The sequence below is a fragment of the Negativibacillus massiliensis genome (assembly GCF_900148495.1).
Classification (GTDB): Bacteria; Bacillota; Clostridia; order Oscillospirales; family Ruminococcaceae; genus Negativibacillus; species Negativibacillus massiliensis.
In genome coordinates, this window is sequence record NZ_FTRU01000007.1 from 95,980 (window position 1) to 119,266 (window position 23,287).

Consider the following 23,287-nt stretch of genomic DNA (forward strand, 5'->3'; position numbering starts at 1 on the left):
TGAAATAATAGTACCATCTTGTACACAGGATTTCAAGAAAAAAGTGGGATTTCCTTAAAATTAGGGAAATCTGTGGGGTAAATTGGGAAGTTTCATAATATTGGAATTGAATTTATTTTTGTGTCATGATAAACTGAAAGCTGACTATATCGCGGAAACATTTCCCGGGAAAAAGTTATGGGGTAATATGAGATTTTGGGAATAAAAAGATAGAAAAAAGGAGTGTGTTGTCTTGAAAAAGATGCACCGATTTTTGAAAATAAATTGTATCATGATGGCTCTGGTCCTGGTTTTTGCCCTGACAGGGTGCGGTGCAGAACCTTCTCTGCTTCGGTATGACCTTTCTGGCGGTGTCACCAGTCTGGACCCGCAGTTTGCGGATGGAGAGAGCGAACAGCTGGTTATTTACAATATGATGGAAGGTTTAATGCGCCAGCTGCCTTCGGGAGAACTGGAAAATGGCGTGATAACGGGATATGAAGTGTCAGAGGATCAGACTGTTTATACCTTTTCTCTAAAAGAAGGGATGGTCTGGGATGATTCGGAAAACACACCAGTGACAGCACATGATTTTGTGTTTGCATTCCAGAGAATTTTTAATAACATCTACCCTTCCCCATTTGCTTCGATGTATTCATCCATTCATAACAGCCAGAAGGTTTTGTCTGGACAGGCTTCGGCGGAAGAATTGGGTGTAAAGGCGCTGGACGACATGACCGTACAGTTTACGCTGGACTATGCAGATCCAGCCTTTCTGGAAAGTCTGGCACATTCTTCGGCAATGCCGTGCAGTCAGAAGCTGTTTGAAAATGCAAATGGAAAATATGGAGCAACCATCAAGGAAACTTACTCCAATGGTCCTTTTTATCTGATGCAGTGGGAAAACGGAAACCGCATCTATTTAAAGAAAAACGATAAATATTATGGAGCTGCTGAGGTACAGTCTCCGGGGATTTATCTTTATATGAACCGTGATGTGCAGACTGCTGCGCAAAAAGAAGCTGGTCAGGAGGCTCCAAGTTATTTTGATCTGCTGATGGATGGAAAATCGGACGGCTGCCTTGCAGATTACGAACAGTATAAAAAGGCAAAAGCCAAGGGTATGACCTGCGAAGAAACAGAAAGCACCGTTTGGGCATTAGTATTTAATCAGACTCACACGGCATTCTGTAATCAACAGGTGCGTCAGGGATTTATTCGTGCAATTGATCGCAGCGTGTTGGAGGAATATTTTCAAAAGAGCAAGCAGGAAAATCTGCGGGTATATGATCGCCTGATTCCGCCGACGATTTCTCTGTTTACTCAATCCTACACAGAACAGACATCGGTTACCACCAAGAATACATACGATCCACAGGCAGCATACCAGTCCTACCGGGCAGGTATGGATGAACTGGAAGCAGATACTCTGCGGAAGATTCAGCTTTTGGTTCCGTCTGACAGCTCAATTCCGGAAATGTGCGGGTTGCTGCAGCAGGCATGGCAGAGCACTTTGGCAGTTTCGGTTAATATCGAGGAAGTTTCCCGCGATGAACTCAGCTCCCGTTTGAGCATAGGAGATTATCAGGTCGCTTTGGTTCCACTGAAGGCATCGGCGAATACTCCAACCGATATTCTTTCCAGATTTACCTCCTCTTCTACCTCAAATATTTCAGCATACAAGAATCCTTCTTTTGATTCGATTGTGGAGGGAGCAGGAAATTCCCATGACCCGCAGCAGATATTAAACCGTTATGTGTCGGCTGAAACTATGCTGCTGGATGATGCAGTTGCCTATCCGCTGATGGTGGAAACCAGTTACTTTGTACTGGGAGAAGGAGTTTCGGGAATCCAGTTCTATCCTTATGGCGGAAAGGTCATTTTCCGGGATGCAGTTGCCCTGCGTTAGGATAGCTTGTCAAGGATTTTCTCCGGTGCTATAATCAGCATAAAGAAGGAGGAATCCAATATGGCAAAGAAGGTAACATTGGTTTATTTCAGCAGTACAAAAACAACAAAGAAAAATCTTCTGGCAATGGCAGAAGGAATGGGCTGTCCATTTGAAACGGTTGATTTTACACTGCCGGCAAGCCGCGAACGGGATGTCTGTTTTGGAGAAGATGATTTTGTCATCTTTGGTTCACCAGTATACGGAGGTGTAATGCCGCTGCTGGTACGGGAGTATCTTGAAAAGCATATCAGTGGAAACAATACTCCTTGCGCTATTGTGGCGGTTTATGGAAACCGACATTTCGATGATTGTCTGGTTGAGATGGAAGATTTGCTCACCGAAAAAGGTTTTCTGGTGACAGCAGCTGCAGCTTGCTTGGGAGAACATTCCTATACCACCCAGATCGCGACAGGACGTCCAGATGAATCTGACCTTGCATGGGCAAAAGAATTTGGACAGAAGCTTCAGGAAAAGCTGACAGGTCCGGTACAGGCTCTGGAAAAAGGTGTTATCCCGGGCAATCGTCCTTATAAAGAGAGAAAACCATCCGCACCGATGGCACCGGTCAATACGAATGGTTGTATTCACTGTGGAAATTGTGTCAGAAACTGTCCAGTTGGGGCAATCGATGCAAAAGATCCAGGCAAGGCAGATCCGGAAAAGTGTATCAAGTGCCTGTCCTGTGTCCGCCTGTGTCCATTAGGTTCCAAAGCCTTTACGGCAGAAGGCTTCCAGGCAAGCGTTGCATGGTGCCTTGCAAACTTTAAGGAGCCAAGAAAAGAACCAGTTGCTTTTCTGTAATATAAAAAAATCCCGCACCTAAAAGTGCGGGATTTTTTTATGGATTTAATGCGTTTGCAATGTCTGCAAACTGCTGCATGGAAAGCTGTTCAGCACGCAGGTTGGATACAACGCCGGCACGTTCCAGAAGCTCGGCAATCTGTGTTTTGTTCATCGAAAGACCGGAGGAAAGAGTGTTGGACAAGGTTTTTCTGCGCTGAGAAAAAGCGGCTTTTACAACGCGGAAGAAGTCCTCTTCCCTTTTGATATCCACCGCAGGCTGTTTGCGGATATCCAGACGGATTACAGTGGAATCGACGTCAGGAGCTGGCATAAAGGAGCCGCGGGAAACCTGAAACAGGACTTTTGGCTCGCAGTAGTAACGCACAACAATCGAAACTGCTCCTACTTCCCTGCTGCCCGGCATAGCGCAGATTCGCTGTGCTGCTTCCTTTTGTACCATAACGGTCAGGGAGGAAATTGGCAGGCGGGATTCCAGCAGATTCATGATGATCGGTGAGGTGATGTAATAAGGCAGGTTTGCGCAGACAGCTACCGGCATATTAGGGAATTCCTCGGCAATCAGCTTGTGCAGATCCACCTTCAGAACGTCTTGATTCACAATCTTGATATTGTTATATTCGGCAAGGGTTTCATCCAGAATTGGAAGCAGGCGGCTGTCGATTTCGATACAGACAACCTTGTCGGCACGCTGTGCAAGCTCTGCTGTCAGAACACCGACACCGGCACCGATTTCGATCATTCCCCAGCCAGGCTGTGCGTTGCCCATCTCAGCCATTCTTGGGCAGACGGTCGGGTTAATCAGAAAGTTTTGTCCCAGCCCTTTGGAAAAGGAAAATCCATGACGGGACAGCACATCCCGGATGACCGAGATGTTGGAAAGGTTTTCCATGAAATGCTCCTTTCAGCACAAAATAACGGCTTAATCAAATTTTTTCCATTATAGCACAAACTTCCCCTTTTGGTCTAGTTCAAAGGGGAAGTTTGTAGTTTACAGGAACAAAATTGTTTAGCCGACTTCTTTTTCCAGAATAATCAGATAGCTGTTTGCATTGCGAACATTTGCCTGTGGTTCCATGATCTGTTTTAATCTCCAGCCGCCTTTAGACTCTGCGGTGATGATCTGGGCACAGATTTTGAGCGGAGCATTTGCTTCCTTTCCATTTTCGGAAGTTGGAACTTCAACAAATTTGTATTCGTAGTTTTTCATGGGGAAAACCTCCTGATTTGATTTTAATAATTAAGATTGGTTGGACCAAATCCTTTTGGCAATAGTTGTGCTAAGGTATAGGCTTTGTAATTTTCCGGACTGGATGCACAGAAAATCAAAAAAGTTTGTGGATTGCAAAATTCCATCATGACCTGACGGCAAACGCCGCATGGGGTGGTGATAGGAAGAATATCCGCATCTTCCCTGCCTCCGGCGACCGCCAGACAGATAAACTCCCGCTTTCCTTCTGAAACTGCCTTGAAGATGGCAGTCCGTTCTGCACAGATGGTCGGAGTATAAGCAGAAGATTCAATATTACATCCAGTATAAATGGTGCCGTCCTGACAAAGCAGTGCAGCTCCTACTGCAAAATGAGAATAAGGGCAATAAGCGCGTTTTCTGGCTTCCAAAGCAAGATCGATCAGCCTTTTTTCATACATACACGACACCTCCCTTTAAGTTGAAGAAATTTCCTGGGAAATATCATGCAGAAAAGAGTCGAATTTCCCAGGAAATTCGATGCAAAAATAATCGGCGATAGTCGCTGCCAGGTCACCAAAAGAACTGCGGGTATGAAGATTGCAGTTTTGTTTAACCGGATTTCCAAAGCACAGAAGCGGAACATATTCCCGGCTGTGATCGGTAGATGGAGTGGATGGATCGCATCCGTGGTCAGCGGTAATAAACAGCAGATCATCTTCGCGCAAAAGAGGAATCAGTTCACCCAACTGCTGGTCAAAGCGGTTGAGTGCCTGTGTGTAGCCTAAGGCATCGTTACGGTGACCGTAAAGCATATCAAATTCGACTAAGTTTACAAAGCACAGACCGGAAAAGTCGGTTTGACAAAGTTCCAGCGTGCGCTGCATCCCCTCATCATTGGAGTGGGTGACAATTTTTTTGGAAATTCCCTTTCCAGCAAAGATATCGGAGATTTTTCCAACACCGATAGTTTCCAGGTTTGCTTTCATCAGATAGTCAAGCAGGGTATCCTGCGGTGGGACAAGGGAAAAATCACGTCGGTTTGCAGTGCGAGTGAAGGTGTCAGGGGAATTGCCAATAAATGGGCGGGCAATGATCCTTCCCACACCATGTTCCCCCTGCATGATCTTTCTGGCAGTTTCACAGATATGGTAAAGTTCCTCGAGTGGGATTTTCTCTTCATGGGCAGCAATCTGTAGAACGCTATCTGCAGAGGTATAAACGATCAGATCACCGGTGCGCAGGTGTTCCTCACCATAATCACGGATGACTTGTGTGCCGGAGTAAGGCAGATTGCAGAGGATGCCGCGACCGGTTTCCTGCGAAAGACGGTTCAGCACTTCTTTAGGGAATCCATTTGGATAGGTCGGCATCGGTTTTGGGGAGACAAGTCCCATCAGTTCCCAGTGACCGGTTGTGGTATCCTTACCAGCAGAACGCTCTGCCATTCGGCCATAAGCGGCAGCAGGCTGTTCCACAGGCTGTCCAACCGTAACTCCATCGATCTGGTACAGCCCCATTTTCTGCATATTGGGAATCTGGAGTTTTCCAGTTGCAAAGCAGGCAGCCAAGGTATTGCTGCCACTGTCTTTATAATTTGCGGCATCAGGGAGTTCCCCGATGCCAAAGCTGTCAAGAACAATGACAAAAACACGTTTCATAAGGGGACCTCCTGATTATTTGGCAAGAGAAAGAGCAACTTCCATCATCTGGGTAAAGGCATTCTGACGCACCTCGGCAGGAACAGCTTCCCCGGTGAAAGGGTTGTCTGAGATGGTCAGCAGACACAGCGCCTGTTTTCCAGCGCGGGCAGCTTCCATATATAAAGCAGCAGATTCCATTTCGACAGCCAGTACACCCATTTTCTGCCATTCAGGAAGTCCCTGAGACTCATCGTAAAACCAGTCGGAGGTAAGCACTGTTCCTGCTTTATAACGGAATCCTTTTTCTTCGCAGATTGCAGCAGCACGGCATGCAAGAGAAAAGCTTGCGGTAGGAGCAAAGGAGCCTGGCAGATGATATTGAGCGGAATAACTGGAGGTTGTGCAGGAAGAAACGGCGATCACGATATCGCCAATCTTTAAGGAAGGGTCGATTGCTCCGGCAGAACCGATGCGGATGATGGTATCGACCCCATAAAAGTGAAACAGCTCGTGGGAGTAGATACCCATGGATGGCATACCCATACCGCTTCCCTGTACCGAAACCGGAATGCCCTGATATTTTCCGGTAAAGCCCAGCATGCCGCGGACTTGATTATAGCATACAGCATCCTGCAGGTAGGTTTCTGCAAGCAGTTTTGCACGCAGGGGATCTCCCGGCATCAAAACGGTTTTAGCAATATCGCCAGGTTTTGCGTTGTTATGAGGAGTTGGAGCAGACATAAAAACACCCTTTCTTTTTTGAAGATATTATCTTTATTATACGCGAAAAAGATAAAAAAAGGAAGCTTAAGTTGGATGAAAAAGGTCAGAATGAACAAATTATAAACTTTGCGAAAAAAAGGTTGAAGGGATAAGCAGAAATGATTAAACTAGTATTTATACGTATTGAAGAAATATCTGGAGGAGAATTTTCTAATCAGGTAAAGGAGAGAGTTTATGCAGAGAATAAAAATGATGACCGATTCTGCTTCGGATCTTCCGCGCGAATCGGCCCAGGAACTTGGCATTGACATTATCCCCATACCGATTGCAGTGGATGGTCAGGGATATCTGGAAGGGGTCGATTTTACTCCTCGTGAATTTTACAGCATCATGCAGTCGGCAAAGGAAATCCCAACCACCTCGCAGATCTCACCGGTTACCTACTGTGAATACTATTACAGAGCGTACCAGGAGGGATACACCGATGTTATTCTGGTAGGAATTTCTTCCACTGCATCGGCAACCTATCTGCGCGCAAAAGATGGGGTAGAACTATTTTTTGATAACTGTCCGGATGCAAAGGGAAAAATCAACATTCACATTGTGGATTCCAAAACCTTTTCTCTTGGATACGGCTATCCAGTTATGCAGGCAGCAAAAATGAGCAGGGAAGGAAAGACAGTCGAGGAAATTCTGACATTTTTGCAGGACTGGTTTGAAAGACTGGATATTTATATCACAGCATTCTCTTTTGAGTTTATCAAAAAGTCGGGAAGAATCAGCTGTGCTGCCGGTATTGTCGGGGAAGCGCTGGGGATTCGTCCGATTATTCAGATCCGACAGGGTGAGATGAAGATTATTGCCAAAACCAGAGGAAATAACGTTGTAGTGCAGAAAATGGCACAGATTGTTGCAGACAAAATCGGGAAAGATTCTCCATTTTTGATGCTGACAGGAACACAACCTGATGTCGGAGAAGAAATGGAACAGCTGGTTTACCAGAAGACAGGCAAAAAACCAAGCTTTGTTGCGGATGTTGGATGTGCGGTCAGCATTAACAGCGGTCCGAAGATGATCGGTGTTGGGTTTTTGTGGCCGAAAAAATAGCGAATAGAAAAGGGAAAGAAGGAAGAATATGAAAAGGGTAGATAAGATTAACTATTATCTGGACATTGCGCAGACTGTGGCAGCAAGAGGAACCTGCCTCCGCCGCAACTTCGGAGCAATCATCGTAAAAAATGATGAGATTATTTCCACCGGTTATGTGGGTGCACCAAGAGGCCGTCAGAACTGCTGTGACCTGGGATACTGCACCAGAGAAAAGCTGAATGTTCCAAGAGGCGAGCGCTATGAGCTGTGCCGCTCGGTCCATGCTGAGGCAAATGCTATCATCAGTGCACCACGTTCGGAAATGATTGGAAGTACATTGTATCTGGTAGGTCTGGAATACAAAGATGGCAGCTATGTTGTCAACGCAAATCCATGTGCAATGTGTAAGCGTATGATTATCAATGCAGGTATCGAATGTGTGATTGTACGTGATACAAAAGACACCTATCGCATCATCGATGTTTATGAAAGCTGGGTCAACCAGGACGCTTCGATGGAACAGATTGGATATTAAGAAAAAGCCGGAAATCTTCCGGCTTTTTTTATGTGAAAGTTTGCTTTTCTTCTGAGAATTGGTTGACGAAGAGAAAAGAAACAGTGTATAGTAAAAGAAAGATTTGTGCCAAAACAAAATTGGGGTGAAACGACGAGGAGGGAATGCATATGTCTTTCAAAAGGAAATCCCATCGGATTATTAGTATGTTTTGTGTGGCTGTACTTCTTCTGCCAATGGTATTGGGATTGTCAGTCAGTGCAGCAGAAAAGCGCTATCTGGGCTATCCGGTTAATCTGTTGATTGGAGAGAAGCTTCCGGTAAATTCCTTTGTGGATGAAAAAGGGAAAGCTGCCAAAATTGAAATAGCTGAGGGGCAATATACGCTGATCACCTATTGGGCAAGCTGGTGCCCGGATTGTCAGGAGGAACTGGCATATCTGCCTCAATTAAAAGAGGTCCTCAAGGACTACCCGAATGTGAAATGGTATTTGGTTGACCGCGTGGATGGACAGGATGAAAGCATTCAGAGCGGATCGGAATATATCAAAAAATTAAATCTGGGACTTCCTGTTTTGTATGACCAGAATCTGACCTTCCGAAATGCAATCGGTATTCGGGAAATTCCAACAACCATCCTGCTCAATCCGCAGGGAGAATTGGTGTTGGCCACATCAGAAATTATCAAATCGCAGGGCAATCTCCGCGCTATGCTGGATTATGCTACCAAGGGCAGAGGAAAGGCTACCGAAGATTATGTGAGCAAAAATCTGCTGGTATCGGACGGTAGTGTAAAACAGTCAGCTGATTCTGTTAAGAAGAGCACACAGGCACAGAGTATCCTTGCTGAGTATGCAGCAGCTAAAAAGAATACTACCATTTTAAATCAGCAAAAATCCTGGCTTGCAAAAAATAGTGGTTTAACCGGAGATTTGGGCGATGATCTGCGGATGTACGGTGCATTTTCTGGAGTACAAGGTTATGAGCAGGATGCAAAGACATTGTCAGCGGCAATTATCAAGAAATATTTCCAGGGAAATAAACTGAACGGAACAGTTTCTTTGAGTGATTTTAATCTCGAGCAGATTTCCAAATTGGGAGTAAACGGGCTTGCCGATCAGGCTTTGTCAGTTGTTCAAAAGGGATATATCAGCGCAGACTTCCCATTTTATTACACACAGTATAATACCAAAACCGGCAAGTACGATCAGGGCGTTGTGGATATGGCAGAGTCTCTGCTCACAGTTTATCACCTTGCAAAACAGGGAAAGGTAAAACAGCAAACGCTGGATTGGCTGAGCAATGCAGTAAATACAAACGGAATTTTTGCAAAATACAAAAAAGACGGAACACCAGTCAACCGTTATCAGTATGAGACACCAGGTATTTATGCACTGACAGCGTTGATTGCACTGGAGACAGGGGAGAAGAGCTTATTTACTCAGTCGGTAATTCTGATGGAAAAGAGCAGAACCTTCCAGACAACCAGTGAGTCCAACGGTGCTTTCAGCAGTAAAAACAGTGATAAGGCATTGGATAACTGCCTGCCGCTTTTGCTGTATGCTTCAATGGAACAAAAGGGACTGTAATGGAAAGAATAGATACCCTCGGCTCTGCCGGGGGTATTTTATGAGATTCTTTCCAAGATTGAGTAAATCTTTTACATAATCTTATAATGTTGTGATAACAATGAACTTGGATGTGATTTTACATTCAGGTTTTGTTTTATAGTTTTATAAGTCTTTTGATACATCTGATAGATTAGCACTGCTGTTAAATCGAAAAGGGTTTCACCTTTTCTGTTATGTTTTAATAGAATAATTTTTAATAAGAAGGAGTGGTAGAATATGAAAAAACAAGGAATTTATCAGACAGATTTGGGAATTGGAAATGGATGGATTCATTTTGGAAGTAAAGATGGGGAACCTTTCAGCCAACTATCCTTCATTGACATTGGCGATATGAACAATGACTGTATAAAAACAGAACTTGATGGGGATCAGATAATCATTACCGTGATGCTCAACGATATGCCAAGCTCTATCCAAATTGATACTGAAACAGAAAAAGGTGTTTTTGATGTTTTTAGTATTGGTTTTCACAAGGAGTTGGAATTGCAGCTGATAAGCGATATCCCAGCTTTTGATCATCACCATATTGTTGTGCCGGAGAAGAATATTCACGAGCTGCAGGCACATCAGGATTATATAAGTGAACAGGTCGAAAATAAACTTCAGTTTACACTATCCGACCCAGAGGTACTTGCCTATGCTAAAAATCATGGAATAGATGTAGAAAATCATCACGATATCAAAAGCTGCCTTGCGATAATGGATAAGCTATGCTATACCATTCAGCAAGACGGGGTTAACTATACACATGATAAGCAAAACTGTGGTACCATTGCCCAGATGGAATATGCTTTCCAGCATAACCATCACACGAATTGTAGGGGATTGGCCCTTATCTTGGCGGGTATTCTGCGTGCTTATGGCTACCGAGCAAGCGCAGTAGAGTGCCGGCCGCTTTCCGGTGATGTACACGTAGTTTGTGAAGTTTATCTGGAAGACCTTAAGAAATGGGTAATGATGGACCCAACCAATGATCTGGTCTATTACCAGAACACAACGCCATTGTCCCTCATCGAGCTTCGAGAAGCCATGATTAACCACGCCGAGTTAAGTTTGAATGAGAATGCCAACAGAGACGGAAAAGAACTGGATATTATGTCTCTTTTGGCTTTCATGAGCAATAAAATGTTTTACTTTGTTAAGACTATCGACTCCTGTGAGGACAAGACAATTACGAATGACAATGCAATCTGCCTGACTTCGAAAGAGCTGATGAATGAGGAGTGTGAATGGAAGATAACCACGAACAATGTTGCTGCTTATTATCAGAAATTGTTCTAACTATTTTCCATAGCTATGGAAGCAAGGATTCCTTTCTTTGAATCAGAAATAATGTCAATTTGTTTAGAGGATAAATTCTAACAGATACATAAGCTTGTTAAAGGCAAGAGATTTCCGATACGAAAAATAGGTAAGGGTTATCTCATCCCAATGGAAGGCTTTGACCTCTGGCTGTGGGAAAGGGAATAGGAGAACTTGCAGAGCTTGTATAGATATAATATAGGTGAGGGTATAAAAAGGAGTCCCATTAAGGACTCCTTTTTTGTGCGATAAAGGAAAAATGAGCAGAAAAAGTCAGGAAGAAAATGCAGGCGGACGATATAATAGAGCCAGAAAGGAGGAGAGACAAAGATGAATGGGGTTTTTGCTCTGCAAAGGGCAATGGATTTTATCGAAGAACATTTAACAGAGCCAATTGACTATGGAGATGTAGCCGGACAAATCTACTGTTCGACCTACCATTTCCAAAGAATGTTTCGTGCGGTAACCGGGTACACATTGGGGGAGTATATTCGGTTCAGACGCCTTTCTATGGCGGGCAGGGAATTGCAAAATACACAGATTGGAATTTTGCAGCTTGCATTAAAGTATGGCTATGATTCTCCGGAAAGTTTCAGTCGTGCCTTCCGGAAGTTTCATGGAGTAAATCCTTCTGCGGTGCGAAAAAACAAAGTTGTATTAAATGACTTTGGCAGATTCCAGATATATTGTAACGAAAAGGACGGGGAGCAGATGAATTACCAGATGATACAAGCAGAAGAGATGCACTTTATTGGGTATAAAACACACTTTTCAGGGATTCCATCAGAACGCAGTCAGCAGGAAGAAGATTTTTTTGTCCACACCAGATTGCAGCAGTTTGCATTAAATGGTCTTGTAAAGGACTGTGAAACGCTCTATACGCTGGTCACCAATGTGGATGATAAAGGGTATGATTTTTATATCGCGCAAAGATATGCGCAGGAAGGATGTTGGCTGACTCAGGAGAGATACCAGAACCTTGCAAAGCTAAATCCACCGCTCGGAGATATGTTTGAAGAGATCGTCATTCCACCACGCTTATACGCAGTATTTCAGACACAGAGAAGTGTTTATCCAACAGAGCAGGAAGAAGAGTTGAGAAAAAGCATTTTGTTGGAATGGCTTCCGGGTTCGGAGTTTGAGTTGGAAGAGGGAATTGAGATTACAAAAATGCAGTGGAAGATGAGAGAAAAAAGGAACCAGAGATATCTGGAGTTGTGGATGCCGGTAAAACGAAGATAATAAAAAAATCTCCAGACTTTTTGTCTGGAGATTTTTTTATGTTTTGAAAAATGCAATCAAACCGGGTTCTGTTGGATGATCTACAACCAAAACATCCTTTTGCGGGATAAGGAGAAAGGAAATAGCAAGATCCCCGATTGCGGCAGCAATATTCATTGCGCCAAACAGAGCGAGACTGAAGTTTGGAATTAACAGAGAAAGCAGATAAGTGCCTATACCTAAAATCAAACAGGGCATCAGGGTACCAAGCAGATAGGGGAATTTTTTTAGAGGCTGTGCACAGTGGCAGTAAGGAGTAAGTGTTTTTAACTGAAATCCAAAATGAATGCTGTGAAACCGATCCGGACAAAAACAGGACCAGGTAAGGCCATGGATCAGTTCATGAATAAAAATGCTGGCAAGGAAGCATACAAAAAACATTGGTGTGATCGCAATAATCTCGGGATGCTTTTCAAGAAGGGCGTTCCATCGAAGCAGAAACAGAAAGATTGTCACAGCCAAAAGAGGGACAATCAGCAGGAATGCGATGATATTAAGCTTTTTGGCAGGGAGAATCAGTGGCTTTTGTTCAAATCCATTGGTTTCCATCTCTTTGCAGGTGCGTTCGAACAGTTCCTGACGAGATAATTTTTGCGCCGTTTTCACTTAAAAAACACCTCCCCATAAGATGGAATTATGATACACCCAAAGGTATAGTCTGTCAATTAAGATTTTATAAAAATTTATTTTAATTTCCTATCGACAATTGAGTGCGGTTATGCTATATAATATTAAGAACAATTCAAATTGAAAAAAGGTTTATGAGAGGAGAATGGATATGCAGGAAATGGAAACCAAGGAAAACCAAATTATACATGGTGTAATTTGGAAACAGCTGCTGATCTTCTTTTTCCCCATCCTGCTCGGTACGTTTTTCCAGCAGATTTACAACACGGCAGACACCGTAGTTGTAGGACGTTTTGTGGGAACAGAGGCTTTGGCAGCAGTTGGTGGTTCAACCAGCCAGATCATTAACCTGATCGTTGGTTTCTTTACAGGTCTGGCTTCCGGTGCAACGGTTGTCATCTCGCAGCACTATGGTGCAAAACAGGAAGATGGTGTGCAGAAAGCCCTGCATACTGCATATGCTTTTTCTGTTGTAGGCGGCATTATTATTTCCATCATGGGAATTCTGATAACACGTCCGCTGCTCAAACTGATGAATACCCCGGATAATATCATCGATTTATCCGCAACCTATCTGTGCATTTATTTTGCAGGCCTTGTTTTTGTTTTTATTTATAACGTGGGTGCAGGTATCCTGCGTGCAGTCGGTGATTCCCGCAGACCATTATACTTTTTGATTTTATGCTGCTTTATCAATATCGTTCTGGATATTATACTGATTGTATTTTTGAAGATGGGAGTAGCTGGCGCTGCTATCGCAACGACCTTCTCTCAGGGAATCAGTGCAGTGATGGTTACGGTGACTCTGTGCCGTACGACCGATATCTTCCGCCTGAGGGTGAAAAAGATCCGTTTCCATGCGCAGCCAATGGGAATGATCGTGAAAATCGGCTTGCCTGCTGGTTTGCAGTCGGTTATGTACAGCCTTTCCAACGTAATCATTCAAAGCTCTTTAAATACCTTTGGTACCGAAACAGTTGCAGCGTGGACAGCATTCAGTAAGATCGATGCAATTTACTGGATGATCAGCGGTGCGTTTGGTATCGCAATCACCACTTTTGTGGGTCAGAACTATGGTGCAGGAAAATTTGGACGAATGAAAAAGAGCGTTCGTGTCTGTCTGGCAATGGATATAGGTGCCTCGATTCTGATTAGCGCTGTGTTGTTCTTCCTTGGCGGATATGTATTCCAGCTCTTCACCGGAGATGCACAGGTAATCGAGATAGGCGTTAATATTCTTCGTCGAATGGCACCAGCTTATTTCTGCTTTACCTTTATTGAGATTTTTGCAGGTTCCCTGCGTGGTATTGGCGACGTTGTGCTGCCAATGCTGATGACCTGTGGTGGAATTTGTGTATTCCGAGTTATTTGGATTGTCTTTGTTCTTCCACTCAACCGCACCTTAAACATGATTGTTTACAGCTACCCGATTTCCTGGGCACTGACAGCAGTTTTGTTTATTATCTACTACTGGAAACGTGTACAGCAGCTTCCAGATACCGACGAATAGGAGCAGAATATGAAAACATATTTAGTGCTTTTGGGAACAGGAACCCCAAATGCCTGTCCCAATGCAAGCGGACCATCTTCCGCAGTCGTGGTGGGGGACAGAGCTTATCTGGTGGACTTTGGTCCGGGTGTGGTTCGGCAGGCATCCAAAGCGTATTATAAAGGAATAGATGCACTGCGTCCTGACCGCCTGACAACAGCGTTTTGTACCCATCTGCACACCGACCATACAGCTGGATATGCAGATTTGATCTTTACACCATGGGTGTTGGAAAGAGAAACCCCGTTGACCGTCTTTGGTCCAAAGGGAATTCGAAATATGACCGAGCACATTCAGGCGGCGTATGCGGTGGATATTGACTTTCGCCTGCATGGATTTGAACGTGCCAATGAGGTCGGTTATCAGGTAAAGGTCCACGAGATTGGAGAAGGGGTTATCTATCAGGATGACCGTGTAAGTGTAGAAGCATTTTTGGTCAGCCACGGAACACTGGAAAGCTACGCGTACAAATTTACCACCATGGATGGAAAGGTAATTGTAATCAGTGGAGATACTGCTCCGTTGGATGTTGTAGCGCAGAAGGCCAAGGGATGCGATATCCTCCTGCATGAGGTGGAGTACAGCGCAGGAATTGCCTGTCGAGAACCGAAGTGGCAGAAGTACCACCGTGAGGTACATACTCTGAGTACAGATCTTGCAAAGGTAGCGCAACAGGCACAGCCAAAACTTCTGGTAACCTATCACCGGATTTACCATATGAATATTCAGGACAATACACAAAACCTGGAACATGAAATGGCATGGTGCTGCGAGGCGATTTTACAGGAAATCAAAGATGCCGGATATGACGGTAAGGTCGTCAATGGACAGGATTTGGACATTTTTGAAGTGTAGAAATGTAAAAAAGGGGAACCGAGAATTTCTCGGTTCCCTTTTTAGTTTTTTAAAGTTTAATAGACCTGATGCATGATGGTGTTCTGGAGATAATCAAAAAACATCTGATATTCTGCCGAAGATAAGGTACGAGGGTAGCTCATCACAACCAGTTTATGAGGAGCTGTCTGCGGACGGTAAGGCGGATGGTAATGAGAGACATCATTGCTTACAAGTCCAAGCCTTTGATAAAATTTTTCCCGGCGGATGGAGATATCATCCTGAGGGGGATCGATCTCCAAAACGGTGAGCGGATGTGTTTTCAGAAATTCCCCAAGAATTCTGGAACCGGTTCCCTGACCGCGCAGAGAAGGAGAAACTGCAAAATGCTCGATGTAGGTAAGAGAGCCGATTTCCCAGGAAAAAAGAATTCCGCAGAAGGTATTATCTTCCAAAACAGCGTCACAGTGGTACTGTGGGTGGCTTAAAATATTTTGCTGGCTTTTGGACAATCGCTGTTCATGAATTGGAAAGCTTTGAGCATACAGGTCAAATGCATCTGCAAAAAATGGATGAGTATGTGCAGTAATACGGGAAAAGCGAATCAAAAATAATGCTCCTTTCCAATGATTAGTCAATCATCAGGCGTTTTTCTAGTTCAAAGTCGGGGGTAACATAAGCGGTCTGATAGTTTACATAAATTACCATGCCAGGTTTTGCGCCTCGCGGTTTCTTTACATTTTTAATCAGGGTGTAGTCTACCGGTACCTGTGCAGAATCTGCCGCTTTGGAGTTTGCCGCAGCAATAATGGCGGCCTGATTCAAGGTGGAGTCTGGAACTTCCTGTCCATCACTTACCACGATGGTATGAGAGCCCGGAATGTTTTTGGTATGGAACCAGACATCTCTGCCGCGTGCATCCTTGAGGGTGAGCTGGTCGTTCTGAACGTTGTTTCTGCCCACGAGAATCAGGAAACCATCGTCCGAGCGATAACGCTTTGGAGCAAGTTTCGCTTCCTTGCCTTTTTTAGGAGCAGGGCCTTTTTTGCGCAGATATCCCTGTTCTGCAAGTTCTGCTCGAATGGCGGAGAGTTCGTCATTGGTCTGGGCACGGGTAAGGGCATCGAAAACAGAATCGATATAAATTGCTTCCTGCTGTCCTTCTTCGATCAGTTCCCGCAATTTTTTCTCTGCAGTATCTGCTTTGCGGTATTCTCCATAGTATTTCTGTGCGTTCTGAGCAGGGGTCTTGCGCGGATCAAGCGGAATGGTGACTTCAGCCTGGTTTTCATCATAGAAATTAATTAAAGTTGCGGTGCGGTCACCCTTCTGAATGGAATAAAGATTTGCATTGATCAAATCTCCATAAATCTTCCAGGTTTCACGGTCAGAACAGTCAGCAAGTTCTTTCTGCTGCAAACTTAGTTTTCGGGCAATACGGTCAGCAGTGTTGGCAAGAACTTTGAGAAGGTCGGCGCTGCGATGGCGCATGCGCTGGATGTTGTCACGCTGGGTGTAGAAGTCATCAAGCAGCTGACTGTAAGTATCATAAGTTCGGGTGAACATCGAACCGCCGTACTGATGGATATCCATAAAGGAAAAATCCATTGGTTTTTTGCGGGAATCAATCACGCTGGTTGGTGTTCCAGTATAGTTCTTCGCATAATCGATGACTTTGGTCAGGAAGAAGCGCAGCCGGTCAAAATGATTTTCTGTCATTTCGGAAATGACGCGGTCATCGCCTAAAAAGACGTAATTTGCAATTTCCCGACAGACGATAGGAGAAACACCCTGCACAGCCGATAAAAGGGCTTTGGAGAGAGGAGTGTCCTTTCCGGTGCGCAGTCGCTGCTCAATTTGTTCTGGGGTAACATCGATTAAATCCAGTTTATCCTGAGCAGGCGGAAGGGTATAACGTACGCCCGGAAGGATAGGGCGAACCGAAGACATGGTATCATCGATTCGTTTGATTGAATCGATGACCCGTCCGGTTTCATCGATGAGGATGATATTGGAATGTCTTCCCATAATTTCAATTGCGACGGTGAGCTGGATGAGGTCTCCCATTTCGTTTCTGGTTTCAAATATCAGATGAAGGATACGGTCCAGTCCGATTTGGCGGATCTCAATCAGTTTTGCGCTGCCGAGATATTTTCTCATCAGCATGCAGAACATGGGAGGACTTTTTGGGTTTTCAAAAGAAGCGGAAGTCAGATGAATACGAGGGCTGTCCGCACCAGCAGAAAGATAAAGCTTAACGGTACGGGAACCATCTTCGGTTGGCTGTGGCAGACGCAGCACAAAAATCATCTCTTCGCGGGAGAATTGGTGGATTTTATCAATACGCGCTCCAATCAGGCAGGATTCCAATTCGTGTCTGATTTGACGCAGAAGGGTACCATCCAGTGCCATGAAAATCGTCCTTTCTATCTATATCTCATATTGGTAGTAATTCAGTTGGGGGATATCTCATTATACCACAAAATGAGTAAAACTGCGAGAGCTTGGTCTGCATGGTAGTCTGACAAAATAGACAAAAGAAATAAAATGCAATTTTTATTTTCAAAACATGCAAATTGTGACAGATAAAAGACAATCTGATTGTAAACAGTTTACTATTTTGTCGCGCATTGACAAAGAAAGAAGGGAGGTGTATAATAAAAAACGGCACAAGATAAAAACAAAAACTGCAAGTTTTATGATGCGATTTTTGCAAAAAAACAATTTTTGATATCTCCTACAATCAACATAATCCTTCCAAATATCACATCGTAACGCGTTGCGATGTGAAGCAAAACATCCCCTGCATTAGCAGGGGATGTTTTGCTTTTTGTGTTGTTATTTGGTAAGGGTTCCGTTCGGGGTTTGCATCAGAATTAAAATTTGTTCTTCTGCACCGGTCTGTGTATTAATATAGGAAAGAATTCGATCTCCGGTAGGAGATGTGCAGAGAAACTCATAAACGCAGACCTCATTTTGTCCAGAGGTTGGGATCAGGGCAAGGCGGGTGTTATCAACGGTGAGAATATCACTTAAGGATTGCTGTGCCTGTTCGACGGTGATGGATGGGGATTGCAGTGTGCGGTCGTGGTGGTTGACCAGATAGCCGCGTGCATCCAGTCCCACGATAGAACCATCCTGGAGGGAAACCTCCACCTTGATCAGGTCAGTGTAGCAGATTGTCTGGGTATTAGGTTCATAGTAGGCAAAATTTAGGGTCATGATACCGTCACGGGTCTCGTAATAGGTATCCTTCATGGAAGAATAGCCGTATTTCTCAAGGAACTGCTGTGCTTTGGCTACTGCATCCTCATAAGAGAGTTTTTCAGTGAGAGAATCCGGTTTATCGGTGATGAGGTAGCAAAGATAGCCGCCATTTTTGGTGATAGCAACTGAATTGCTGGTTCCGTCATGGAAAACATAAGAAGGAAGAGTGGAGTTTTCTTCCCGCATTTCGGTCAGATCTTTGCCGGCAACCTGATTAGCAAGCTGCTTTGCCTGGTCGACCGGGACTTCTGCCTTGCCTTCGGTCATGAGAGGAGTCTTGTCCAAGATGTGGTCGGAAAATGGGCCGTCATAAATTAAGGTTGGATAACCCATAAAGCTGTCTTCAATTTGCTGCATGTGAGAGGTGGTTCCAGGATTTTCTGGATCGTCTACAGTGGTTTTAGGTGTGGAGAGCTGTTCCAGTGTCAGGGTTCCGTTTTGCAGTCCGGTGGCGATCTCATCCAGTTGTCCGCTTAAACGGTCGGCATATTCGCGCAGGGAAGCAAACTGGCTGCGTTCCTCTTCGCTGAGCTCCTGACCGGAGGCGGATTTTTTGGAAAGGTACATGGCATAGTCGCCCGCCTGAGAGAGAAAGCGGTTGGTATTCTCCAATGTTTTGTCCGATACCGGAAGGGTGGAGAGGGCGGATTTTGCTTCCGAAGATTCCTTCCACATTTTGGAGGAGATCATCGACAGCTGCGATGAGGTACCGACATACATGCCCTTGACTAAATCGGACGAGAGATTTGCCAGATTGTCTGAAGCAAGGTCGGCGGCGCGCAGGTAGGTGTTCTGCAAAGCAGTGCGATAGGTATTGATCCTCATGTGATTATAGCTTGCCCAGATGGCAAGTCCGGTGGAAAGGACAAGAAGAAAACCAACCACCAGCTTGAGCGCGAGAGAGGAAACGGGAGTATCTTTTTCGTTCATAGGGGTTCCTGCCTTTCTGAAAATGGGATTTTCAGTGATAGTATTTCCCGTTTCCTTCCTGTTTAAACATGAAAAGCTCCCTTGAGACAAGGGAGCTTTTGTTTACAAAGTTCGACAGTCATGGTATACTGTTCCTGCTAGAGGGACGGCACGGTCAGCTCTCAAGGGAGGTGACCGTATGAGTACAAATGATGTTCTAACATTATTATTACTTATTGTTGCGGTTGTCGATCTTGTTTATAAAATAGCAAGAAAATAGCCGCCTCCTACTAGTGTGGAAACGGCAATTTTCAAGTAAACATTGAATTTAAGTTGGCCGTTTCCCGTTGCAGCGGGAAGCCGTCCTTCTGGTTTCTATTATACGCTAAAAGCTCGCTTGGTGTCAAGCGAGCTTTTTTTGTGAGCCTGTGCCAATTTGAGGATGGGCGTTGTTTTATGTATCAAAATTATCGAAACGTATATGAAAGAGAAGGAAGAATGTTCCTATAAAAGATAGAAAAAGATTGAATTTTTCATAATAATCTACAATCAGCGAAATAGAGCGTTGACAAACAACTTTATGGCATTTATAATAAAAACATGCTCGTAATAACGGGTAAATTTAGGCATATTGAACATATTGCGAAGTAAATGAACGATATGCGACAGAAAGAGAGGGGTTTGTCTATGATTAACAATGGATTTGAGGAGAGAAGCGAGGACAGAAGAATCCGCAAGACAAAAAAGGCACTGCGTGCGGCGCTGGTGAGGCTGCTGAGCAAGGAGAGCATTGCCGAAATTACCATCAAGGAACTGACCGATGAGGCAGACGTGCACAGAGGTACCTTTTACCATCATTACCGCGATGCTTTTGATCTGAAAGAGCAGGTGGAAGAGGAAATCGGGCAGGAGCTGGACGAGGTGCTGAGCAGTGTGCCGGAAAGTGACGGCGCATTTGAACTGCTTTTGCGTGTACTGAGATTTTTGGAGGAGAACCGCGACGTTGCCAAGATGCTGGCAAGCGAATCGGGATGCCCAAAACTGATGGAACAGCTTTGCGAAAAGATTAGTGCAAGATGTATGGGCAACGGGCTGTTTGGAGAGCAGCTGCGGTATGGAAGCCGGTTTTGTGCAGCGGGCATTCAGGGCATGATTGTTTCGTGGGTGGAAGATGGAATGCGCATGCCGCCAAAAGAGATGGCAAAGGTGATGGAAACCATGATGATGGGCAGCCAGCAGCAGATTTCCAGCAAGCAACCAGTAATAGTATAGTAGGAAAAAGCGAATCGAAAAATAGGGGGAGCAGAGCAACCGACGGGTATAGTCGGGACTCTGTATTTATTTTACTCTAAAATGAATAATTATAATTTTTAAGTGTATAGTAAAATACAAAATACAGGATAAAAAGACGGATAAGAGACATAGCAAATATAAAATGTTCAATAAATTTAAGGGCGAGAGCGAAAAATATGCGAAAAACCATTTTGTTTCCAATCAGAATTTCTTGTAACTATTATGTAACTTTTAAAGCTAAAAAAGGATGTTGAAACGGTTGAAAACCATAAGTTTTTAACCAAAATGTAAAAATTATCGAGAAGTGCGACAAAAAAGAAACGAAGTGTTGACTAAACTGTATTGCTAGTTTAACCGATTTGAGATACAATAGTGTCAGACGATGAGGGGTTGTGGAGAAGGTCAAACAACTGCAACGCAGTCATTTGCCCTGGAAGTTTTCCTTGTATATTTATAGAATAAATATACTTCGAAAAAACTTCCGAAAATGGGACTCTGATTTGTCAAAATAAAAAAGTTGATAAAAACATCAACAAAAATTTTTAGGAGGAAGAAAGACTATGAAAAAAGTACTTTCCGTAGCTATGGCTTCTGCTATGGTACTTGGCATGGGCGCTAACGCTTTCGCTATCCAGTACAGCACAGGAACCAATGACACAGCTGAATGGCCAAGCAACTTCAAATTTGAAGGTCAGCTGTTTGTAACAGACAAAGATGGCAACATTGTTAAAGAGGCTTCTACAGCTCTCAACACCCAGAAATCTGTAAACTTCGAGCCAGGTGACACAATCTGGATGCCTCTGTACGCTGACAACCAGAAAGTTTATGGCGTAGTTGGCGGCAACACCGACGAGCAGAAAGAAGTTGCAGCTACAACAATTTCCCTGAAAGCAACTGATAAAACTGCACTGGAAGGCGAAGTTGAACTGGATGCATCTGGTAATCCAAAAGCATTTAAGTACACAGACAATGTAAACAAAGTAGTTTACTACTACAACATGGCAGTTCCTTCTGTAGCTGAAGGCTGGAGAACCGCTCAGATTACAACAGCATATACCACTCTGAATGGTGTAAAGAACACTTCTGGTCTTGCTGCTCTGCAGGAAACCAAAAATGTTACTGCACCTGCAAGTGCAGATGTAAGTATTCAGGTAGTTAAAAATGCATCTGGTGTAATTGAATTCCATGTAGGTTCTGGTTATCGTACAGCTGTTCTGCAGAGAGGTCAGTCCTTTACAGGTGCAAACCTCTATTTTGATGCTACAACTGGATACTATGCAGCATCTGATGTAGTTCTGCCACTGACATATGAAATGTGTGAACAGGCAGTAGGTACTGCTAAACTGAACTCTGTTATGGCTGGCACACCAGACAGTGGTGCTAACTACACAATTGCTAATGCTGTTAACAAAACAACATATACCACAGCTCTGAAATCTGGCGTTGCTGTATATGCTGAACTGCCAAAAGTTGCAGGAAAAGATCTGTCTGAAGGTACTGTTGTTGATGGTAAACTGGAAGATTCTATCCAGAGCATCGTTAACACTGTTGCACACGGTCACTACACCGGCAACATCGACAAGAACTGGTCCATCAACCTGATCGAAAAATCCACTGGCGTTGCTGAACTGATCGAAAAAGCTGAGCTGTACAAAGCTACCGCTGCTGACGTTACTTCCTACGGTAAATACAGCAATGAAGTAGTTGCTAACGGCGTATACCTCAAGATCACTCTGGAAGATGAGTGGAAGACCACTTCTTCTGAAACTCTGAAATACTACGTATACATCGCTGACAACAAAGCAAAAGACCACAAGACAAACGAAGTTTGGGTTTCCGGTAAATACGAAAACACCGACTACGAATGGGTAAACTTTGATTGGACAAACGATGCTTCCAGATCTAAACTCTGGAAAGTTCATGACGATGAAAACGGCGTAGCAGTATTCGACTTCGCTGATAAAGCATTCTTCTCCGTTAAAATGTACGGCGGCGAAACAATGTACCTCGATCTCGAGACAGCTTACGACAAAGCTATCGCTGGCGAAATGGATGCAGAAGCTGATTCCTTCTACAAATTCACAGGTTCTAACGCTAACTTCGCAAGAACTGGCGAACTGATCATCGTTTCTGACGATTCTTCCCTGGTTCCATACCAGATTGATGAAGACGGCAACTTCGTTGCAGTTGATGCTGAATACGTTGAGAACTACGCAGTAGCTCACACCAACAAGAAAGTAAACGGTTTTGTATTCAACACAAAACAGCTCGGCAACTACGTTCTCTCCACTGAAGAACTCGGTGAAGAAGAAGAAGTAACTGAAGAACCAACAACAGAAGAACCAGTTGTTGAAGAACCAGTTGTTGAAGAACCAGTTGTTGAAGAAACCAACAAACCAAACCCAAACACTGGTGCTGAAGACTTCGTAGGTCTGGCAGTATCCCTGGCAGTAGTTTCCGTAGCAGCTGCTGGCGCTCTGGCTCTCAAAAAATAAGTTCTAAATGAACTTCATTAACTTGGGAAATCCTGAGTAACAATAATACCGTCGGGTGGAAACCCGACGGTATTTATATATCGGCGAATGGGGGGAGTACCCTTGTTGCCGTCCTAACAATTTTCTTTGTCCGCACACTTGAGGTCCGCACGCTTTAAGTCAGGGCGGGCAGAAATCCTCCGCGCTCCACCGCGGGGGATTTTTTTGTGG

The 23,287-nt window shown here is 44.2% G+C and carries 20 protein-coding genes; 11 read left to right on the top strand and 9 right to left on the bottom strand.

Annotated features, from left to right (window positions below; all coding sequences use genetic code 11):
* Positions 1 to 241: 241 nt before the first annotated feature.
* Positions 242 to 1,888, top strand: coding sequence for a peptide ABC transporter substrate-binding protein (locus BQ5375_RS03155; RefSeq protein ID WP_235849981.1), 1,647 nt, complete (start codon positions 242 to 244; stop codon positions 1,886 to 1,888).
* Between the two features lie 60 nt (positions 1,889 to 1,948).
* Positions 1,949 to 2,731 (top strand): 4Fe-4S binding protein, encoded by a 783-nt coding sequence (locus tag BQ5375_RS03160; protein WP_022131668.1) that lies wholly within the window; start codon positions 1,949 to 1,951, stop codon positions 2,729 to 2,731.
* 37 nt (positions 2,732 to 2,768) lie between these two features.
* Here BQ5375_RS03160 and rsmA read toward each other — a convergent pair whose 3' ends face one another.
* From rsmA to deoD, 5 genes are all read right to left on the bottom strand, one after another.
* Complete coding sequence (gene rsmA / locus BQ5375_RS03165) at positions 2,769 to 3,623, bottom strand: 16S rRNA (adenine(1518)-N(6)/adenine(1519)-N(6))-dimethyltransferase RsmA (RefSeq protein WP_022131669.1); 855 nt, start codon at positions 3,621 to 3,623, stop codon at positions 2,769 to 2,771.
* 117 nt (positions 3,624 to 3,740) lie between these two features.
* A complete protein-coding gene (locus BQ5375_RS03170; protein ID WP_022131670.1) occupies positions 3,741 to 3,941 on the bottom strand; it encodes a DUF4177 domain-containing protein in 201 nt (66 codons plus the stop codon).
* Between the two features lie 23 nt (positions 3,942 to 3,964).
* Complete coding sequence (cdd, locus tag BQ5375_RS03175) at positions 3,965 to 4,381, bottom strand: cytidine deaminase (protein WP_022131671.1); 417 nt, start codon at positions 4,379 to 4,381, stop codon at positions 3,965 to 3,967.
* A 15-nt stretch (positions 4,382 to 4,396) separates the two neighbouring features.
* Positions 4,397 to 5,581, bottom strand: coding sequence for a phosphopentomutase (locus tag BQ5375_RS03180; RefSeq protein ID WP_022131672.1), 1,185 nt, complete (start codon positions 5,579 to 5,581; stop codon positions 4,397 to 4,399).
* A gap of 15 nt (positions 5,582 to 5,596) precedes the next feature.
* Positions 5,597 to 6,304: a purine-nucleoside phosphorylase gene (deoD, locus tag BQ5375_RS03185; protein WP_022131673.1), complete on the bottom strand. Its 708-nt coding sequence runs from the start codon at positions 6,302 to 6,304 to the stop codon at positions 5,597 to 5,599.
* A gap of 216 nt (positions 6,305 to 6,520) precedes the next feature.
* Between deoD and BQ5375_RS03190 the strand changes: the two genes are divergently transcribed.
* The 5 genes from BQ5375_RS03190 to BQ5375_RS03210 all read left to right on the top strand — a co-directional run bounded on the left by BQ5375_RS03190 (position 6,521) and on the right by BQ5375_RS03210 (position 12,064).
* Positions 6,521 to 7,393, top strand: a complete 873-nt coding sequence (locus BQ5375_RS03190; RefSeq protein ID WP_022131674.1) for a DegV family protein — start codon at positions 6,521 to 6,523, stop codon at positions 7,391 to 7,393.
* Positions 7,394 to 7,421: 28 nt separating this feature from the next.
* A complete protein-coding gene (locus BQ5375_RS03195; RefSeq protein ID WP_022131675.1) occupies positions 7,422 to 7,910 on the top strand; it encodes a deoxycytidylate deaminase in 489 nt (162 codons plus the stop codon).
* A gap of 149 nt (positions 7,911 to 8,059) precedes the next feature.
* Positions 8,060 to 9,478: a TlpA family protein disulfide reductase gene (locus tag BQ5375_RS03200; protein WP_076917400.1), complete on the top strand. Its 1,419-nt coding sequence runs from the start codon at positions 8,060 to 8,062 to the stop codon at positions 9,476 to 9,478.
* A 258-nt stretch (positions 9,479 to 9,736) separates the two neighbouring features.
* Positions 9,737 to 10,801 carry a transglutaminase domain-containing protein gene (locus BQ5375_RS03205; RefSeq protein WP_022131662.1) on the top strand — a complete coding sequence of 355 codons (1,065 nt, stop codon included), beginning with the start codon at positions 9,737 to 9,739 and terminating at the stop codon, positions 10,799 to 10,801.
* Between the two features lie 351 nt (positions 10,802 to 11,152).
* Positions 11,153 to 12,064 (top strand): AraC family transcriptional regulator, encoded by a 912-nt coding sequence (locus BQ5375_RS03210; protein WP_076917401.1) that lies wholly within the window; start codon positions 11,153 to 11,155, stop codon positions 12,062 to 12,064.
* A 36-nt stretch (positions 12,065 to 12,100) separates the two neighbouring features.
* Here the strand turns inward: BQ5375_RS03210 and BQ5375_RS03215 are convergent, their stop codons facing one another.
* On the bottom strand, positions 12,101 to 12,709 hold the full coding sequence (locus BQ5375_RS03215) for a DUF3267 domain-containing protein (RefSeq protein WP_076917402.1): 609 nt from the start codon (positions 12,707 to 12,709) through the stop codon (positions 12,101 to 12,103).
* A 181-nt stretch (positions 12,710 to 12,890) separates the two neighbouring features.
* On the opposite strand from BQ5375_RS03215, the gene BQ5375_RS03220 reads away from it, so the two are divergent.
* Both BQ5375_RS03220 and BQ5375_RS03225 read left to right on the top strand, forming a co-directional pair.
* Positions 12,891 to 14,240: an MATE family efflux transporter gene (locus BQ5375_RS03220; RefSeq protein ID WP_143529429.1), complete on the top strand. Its 1,350-nt coding sequence runs from the start codon at positions 12,891 to 12,893 to the stop codon at positions 14,238 to 14,240.
* 9 nt (positions 14,241 to 14,249) lie between these two features.
* Complete coding sequence (locus BQ5375_RS03225) at positions 14,250 to 15,134, top strand: MBL fold metallo-hydrolase (RefSeq protein WP_076917404.1); 885 nt, start codon at positions 14,250 to 14,252, stop codon at positions 15,132 to 15,134.
* A gap of 56 nt (positions 15,135 to 15,190) precedes the next feature.
* Here BQ5375_RS03225 and BQ5375_RS03230 read toward each other — a convergent pair whose 3' ends face one another.
* The 3 genes from BQ5375_RS03230 to ypeB form a co-directional block, all read right to left on the bottom strand.
* The gene (locus BQ5375_RS03230; protein WP_235849972.1) at positions 15,191 to 15,721 is read right to left on the bottom strand and encodes a GNAT family N-acetyltransferase; all 531 of its coding nucleotides are present in this window, start codon (positions 15,719 to 15,721) and stop codon (positions 15,191 to 15,193) included.
* Between the two features lie 22 nt (positions 15,722 to 15,743).
* The gene (locus BQ5375_RS03235; protein WP_022131656.1) at positions 15,744 to 17,525 is read right to left on the bottom strand and encodes an Rqc2 family fibronectin-binding protein; all 1,782 of its coding nucleotides are present in this window, start codon (positions 17,523 to 17,525) and stop codon (positions 15,744 to 15,746) included.
* 426 nt (positions 17,526 to 17,951) lie between these two features.
* A complete protein-coding gene (ypeB, locus tag BQ5375_RS03240) occupies positions 17,952 to 19,310 on the bottom strand; it encodes a germination protein YpeB (protein ID WP_022131655.1) in 1,359 nt (452 codons plus the stop codon).
* Between the two features lie 666 nt (positions 19,311 to 19,976).
* Between ypeB and BQ5375_RS03245 the strand changes: the two genes are divergently transcribed.
* Together BQ5375_RS03245 and BQ5375_RS03250 are read left to right on the top strand one after the other, a co-directional pair.
* Positions 19,977 to 20,561 (top strand): TetR/AcrR family transcriptional regulator, encoded by a 585-nt coding sequence (locus BQ5375_RS03245; protein ID WP_076917405.1) that lies wholly within the window; start codon positions 19,977 to 19,979, stop codon positions 20,559 to 20,561.
* A gap of 581 nt (positions 20,562 to 21,142) precedes the next feature.
* Positions 21,143 to 23,077: a hypothetical protein gene (locus BQ5375_RS03250; protein ID WP_076917406.1), complete on the top strand. Its 1,935-nt coding sequence runs from the start codon at positions 21,143 to 21,145 to the stop codon at positions 23,075 to 23,077.
* Positions 23,078 to 23,287 lie beyond the last annotated feature (210 nt).

Excerpts from the sequence above, each read along its gene's own strand:
- BQ5375_RS03155 (WP_235849981.1), top strand. The coding sequence starts at position 242 with ATGCACCGATTTTTGAAAATAAATTGTATCATGATGGCTCTGGTCCTG.
- BQ5375_RS03160 (WP_022131668.1), top strand. The coding sequence starts at position 1,949 with ATGGCAAAGAAGGTAACATTGGTTTATTTCAGCAGTACAAAAACAACA.
- rsmA (WP_022131669.1), bottom strand. The coding sequence starts at position 3,623 with ATGGAAAACCTTTCCAACATCTCGGTCATCCGGGATGTGCTGTCCCGT.
- BQ5375_RS03170 (WP_022131670.1), bottom strand. The coding sequence starts at position 3,941 with ATGAAAAACTACGAATACAAATTTGTTGAAGTTCCAACTTCCGAAAAT.
- cdd (WP_022131671.1), bottom strand. The coding sequence starts at position 4,381 with ATGTATGAAAAAAGGCTGATCGATCTTGCTTTGGAAGCCAGAAAACGC.
- BQ5375_RS03180 (WP_022131672.1), bottom strand. The coding sequence starts at position 5,581 with ATGAAACGTGTTTTTGTCATTGTTCTTGACAGCTTTGGCATCGGGGAA.
- deoD (WP_022131673.1), bottom strand. The coding sequence starts at position 6,304 with ATGTCTGCTCCAACTCCTCATAACAACGCAAAACCTGGCGATATTGCT.
- BQ5375_RS03190 (WP_022131674.1), top strand. The coding sequence starts at position 6,521 with ATGCAGAGAATAAAAATGATGACCGATTCTGCTTCGGATCTTCCGCGC.
- BQ5375_RS03195 (WP_022131675.1), top strand. The coding sequence starts at position 7,422 with ATGAAAAGGGTAGATAAGATTAACTATTATCTGGACATTGCGCAGACT.
- BQ5375_RS03200 (WP_076917400.1), top strand. The coding sequence starts at position 8,060 with ATGTCTTTCAAAAGGAAATCCCATCGGATTATTAGTATGTTTTGTGTG.
- BQ5375_RS03205 (WP_022131662.1), top strand. The coding sequence starts at position 9,737 with ATGAAAAAACAAGGAATTTATCAGACAGATTTGGGAATTGGAAATGGA.
- BQ5375_RS03210 (WP_076917401.1), top strand. The coding sequence starts at position 11,153 with ATGAATGGGGTTTTTGCTCTGCAAAGGGCAATGGATTTTATCGAAGAA.
- BQ5375_RS03220 (WP_143529429.1), top strand. The coding sequence starts at position 12,891 with ATGGAAACCAAGGAAAACCAAATTATACATGGTGTAATTTGGAAACAG.
- BQ5375_RS03225 (WP_076917404.1), top strand. The coding sequence starts at position 14,250 with ATGAAAACATATTTAGTGCTTTTGGGAACAGGAACCCCAAATGCCTGT.
- BQ5375_RS03235 (WP_022131656.1), bottom strand. The coding sequence starts at position 17,525 with ATGGCACTGGATGGTACCCTTCTGCGTCAAATCAGACACGAATTGGAA.
- ypeB (WP_022131655.1), bottom strand. The coding sequence starts at position 19,310 with ATGAACGAAAAAGATACTCCCGTTTCCTCTCTCGCGCTCAAGCTGGTG.
- BQ5375_RS03245 (WP_076917405.1), top strand. The coding sequence starts at position 19,977 with ATGATTAACAATGGATTTGAGGAGAGAAGCGAGGACAGAAGAATCCGC.
- BQ5375_RS03250 (WP_076917406.1), top strand. The coding sequence starts at position 21,143 with ATGAAAAAAGTACTTTCCGTAGCTATGGCTTCTGCTATGGTACTTGGC.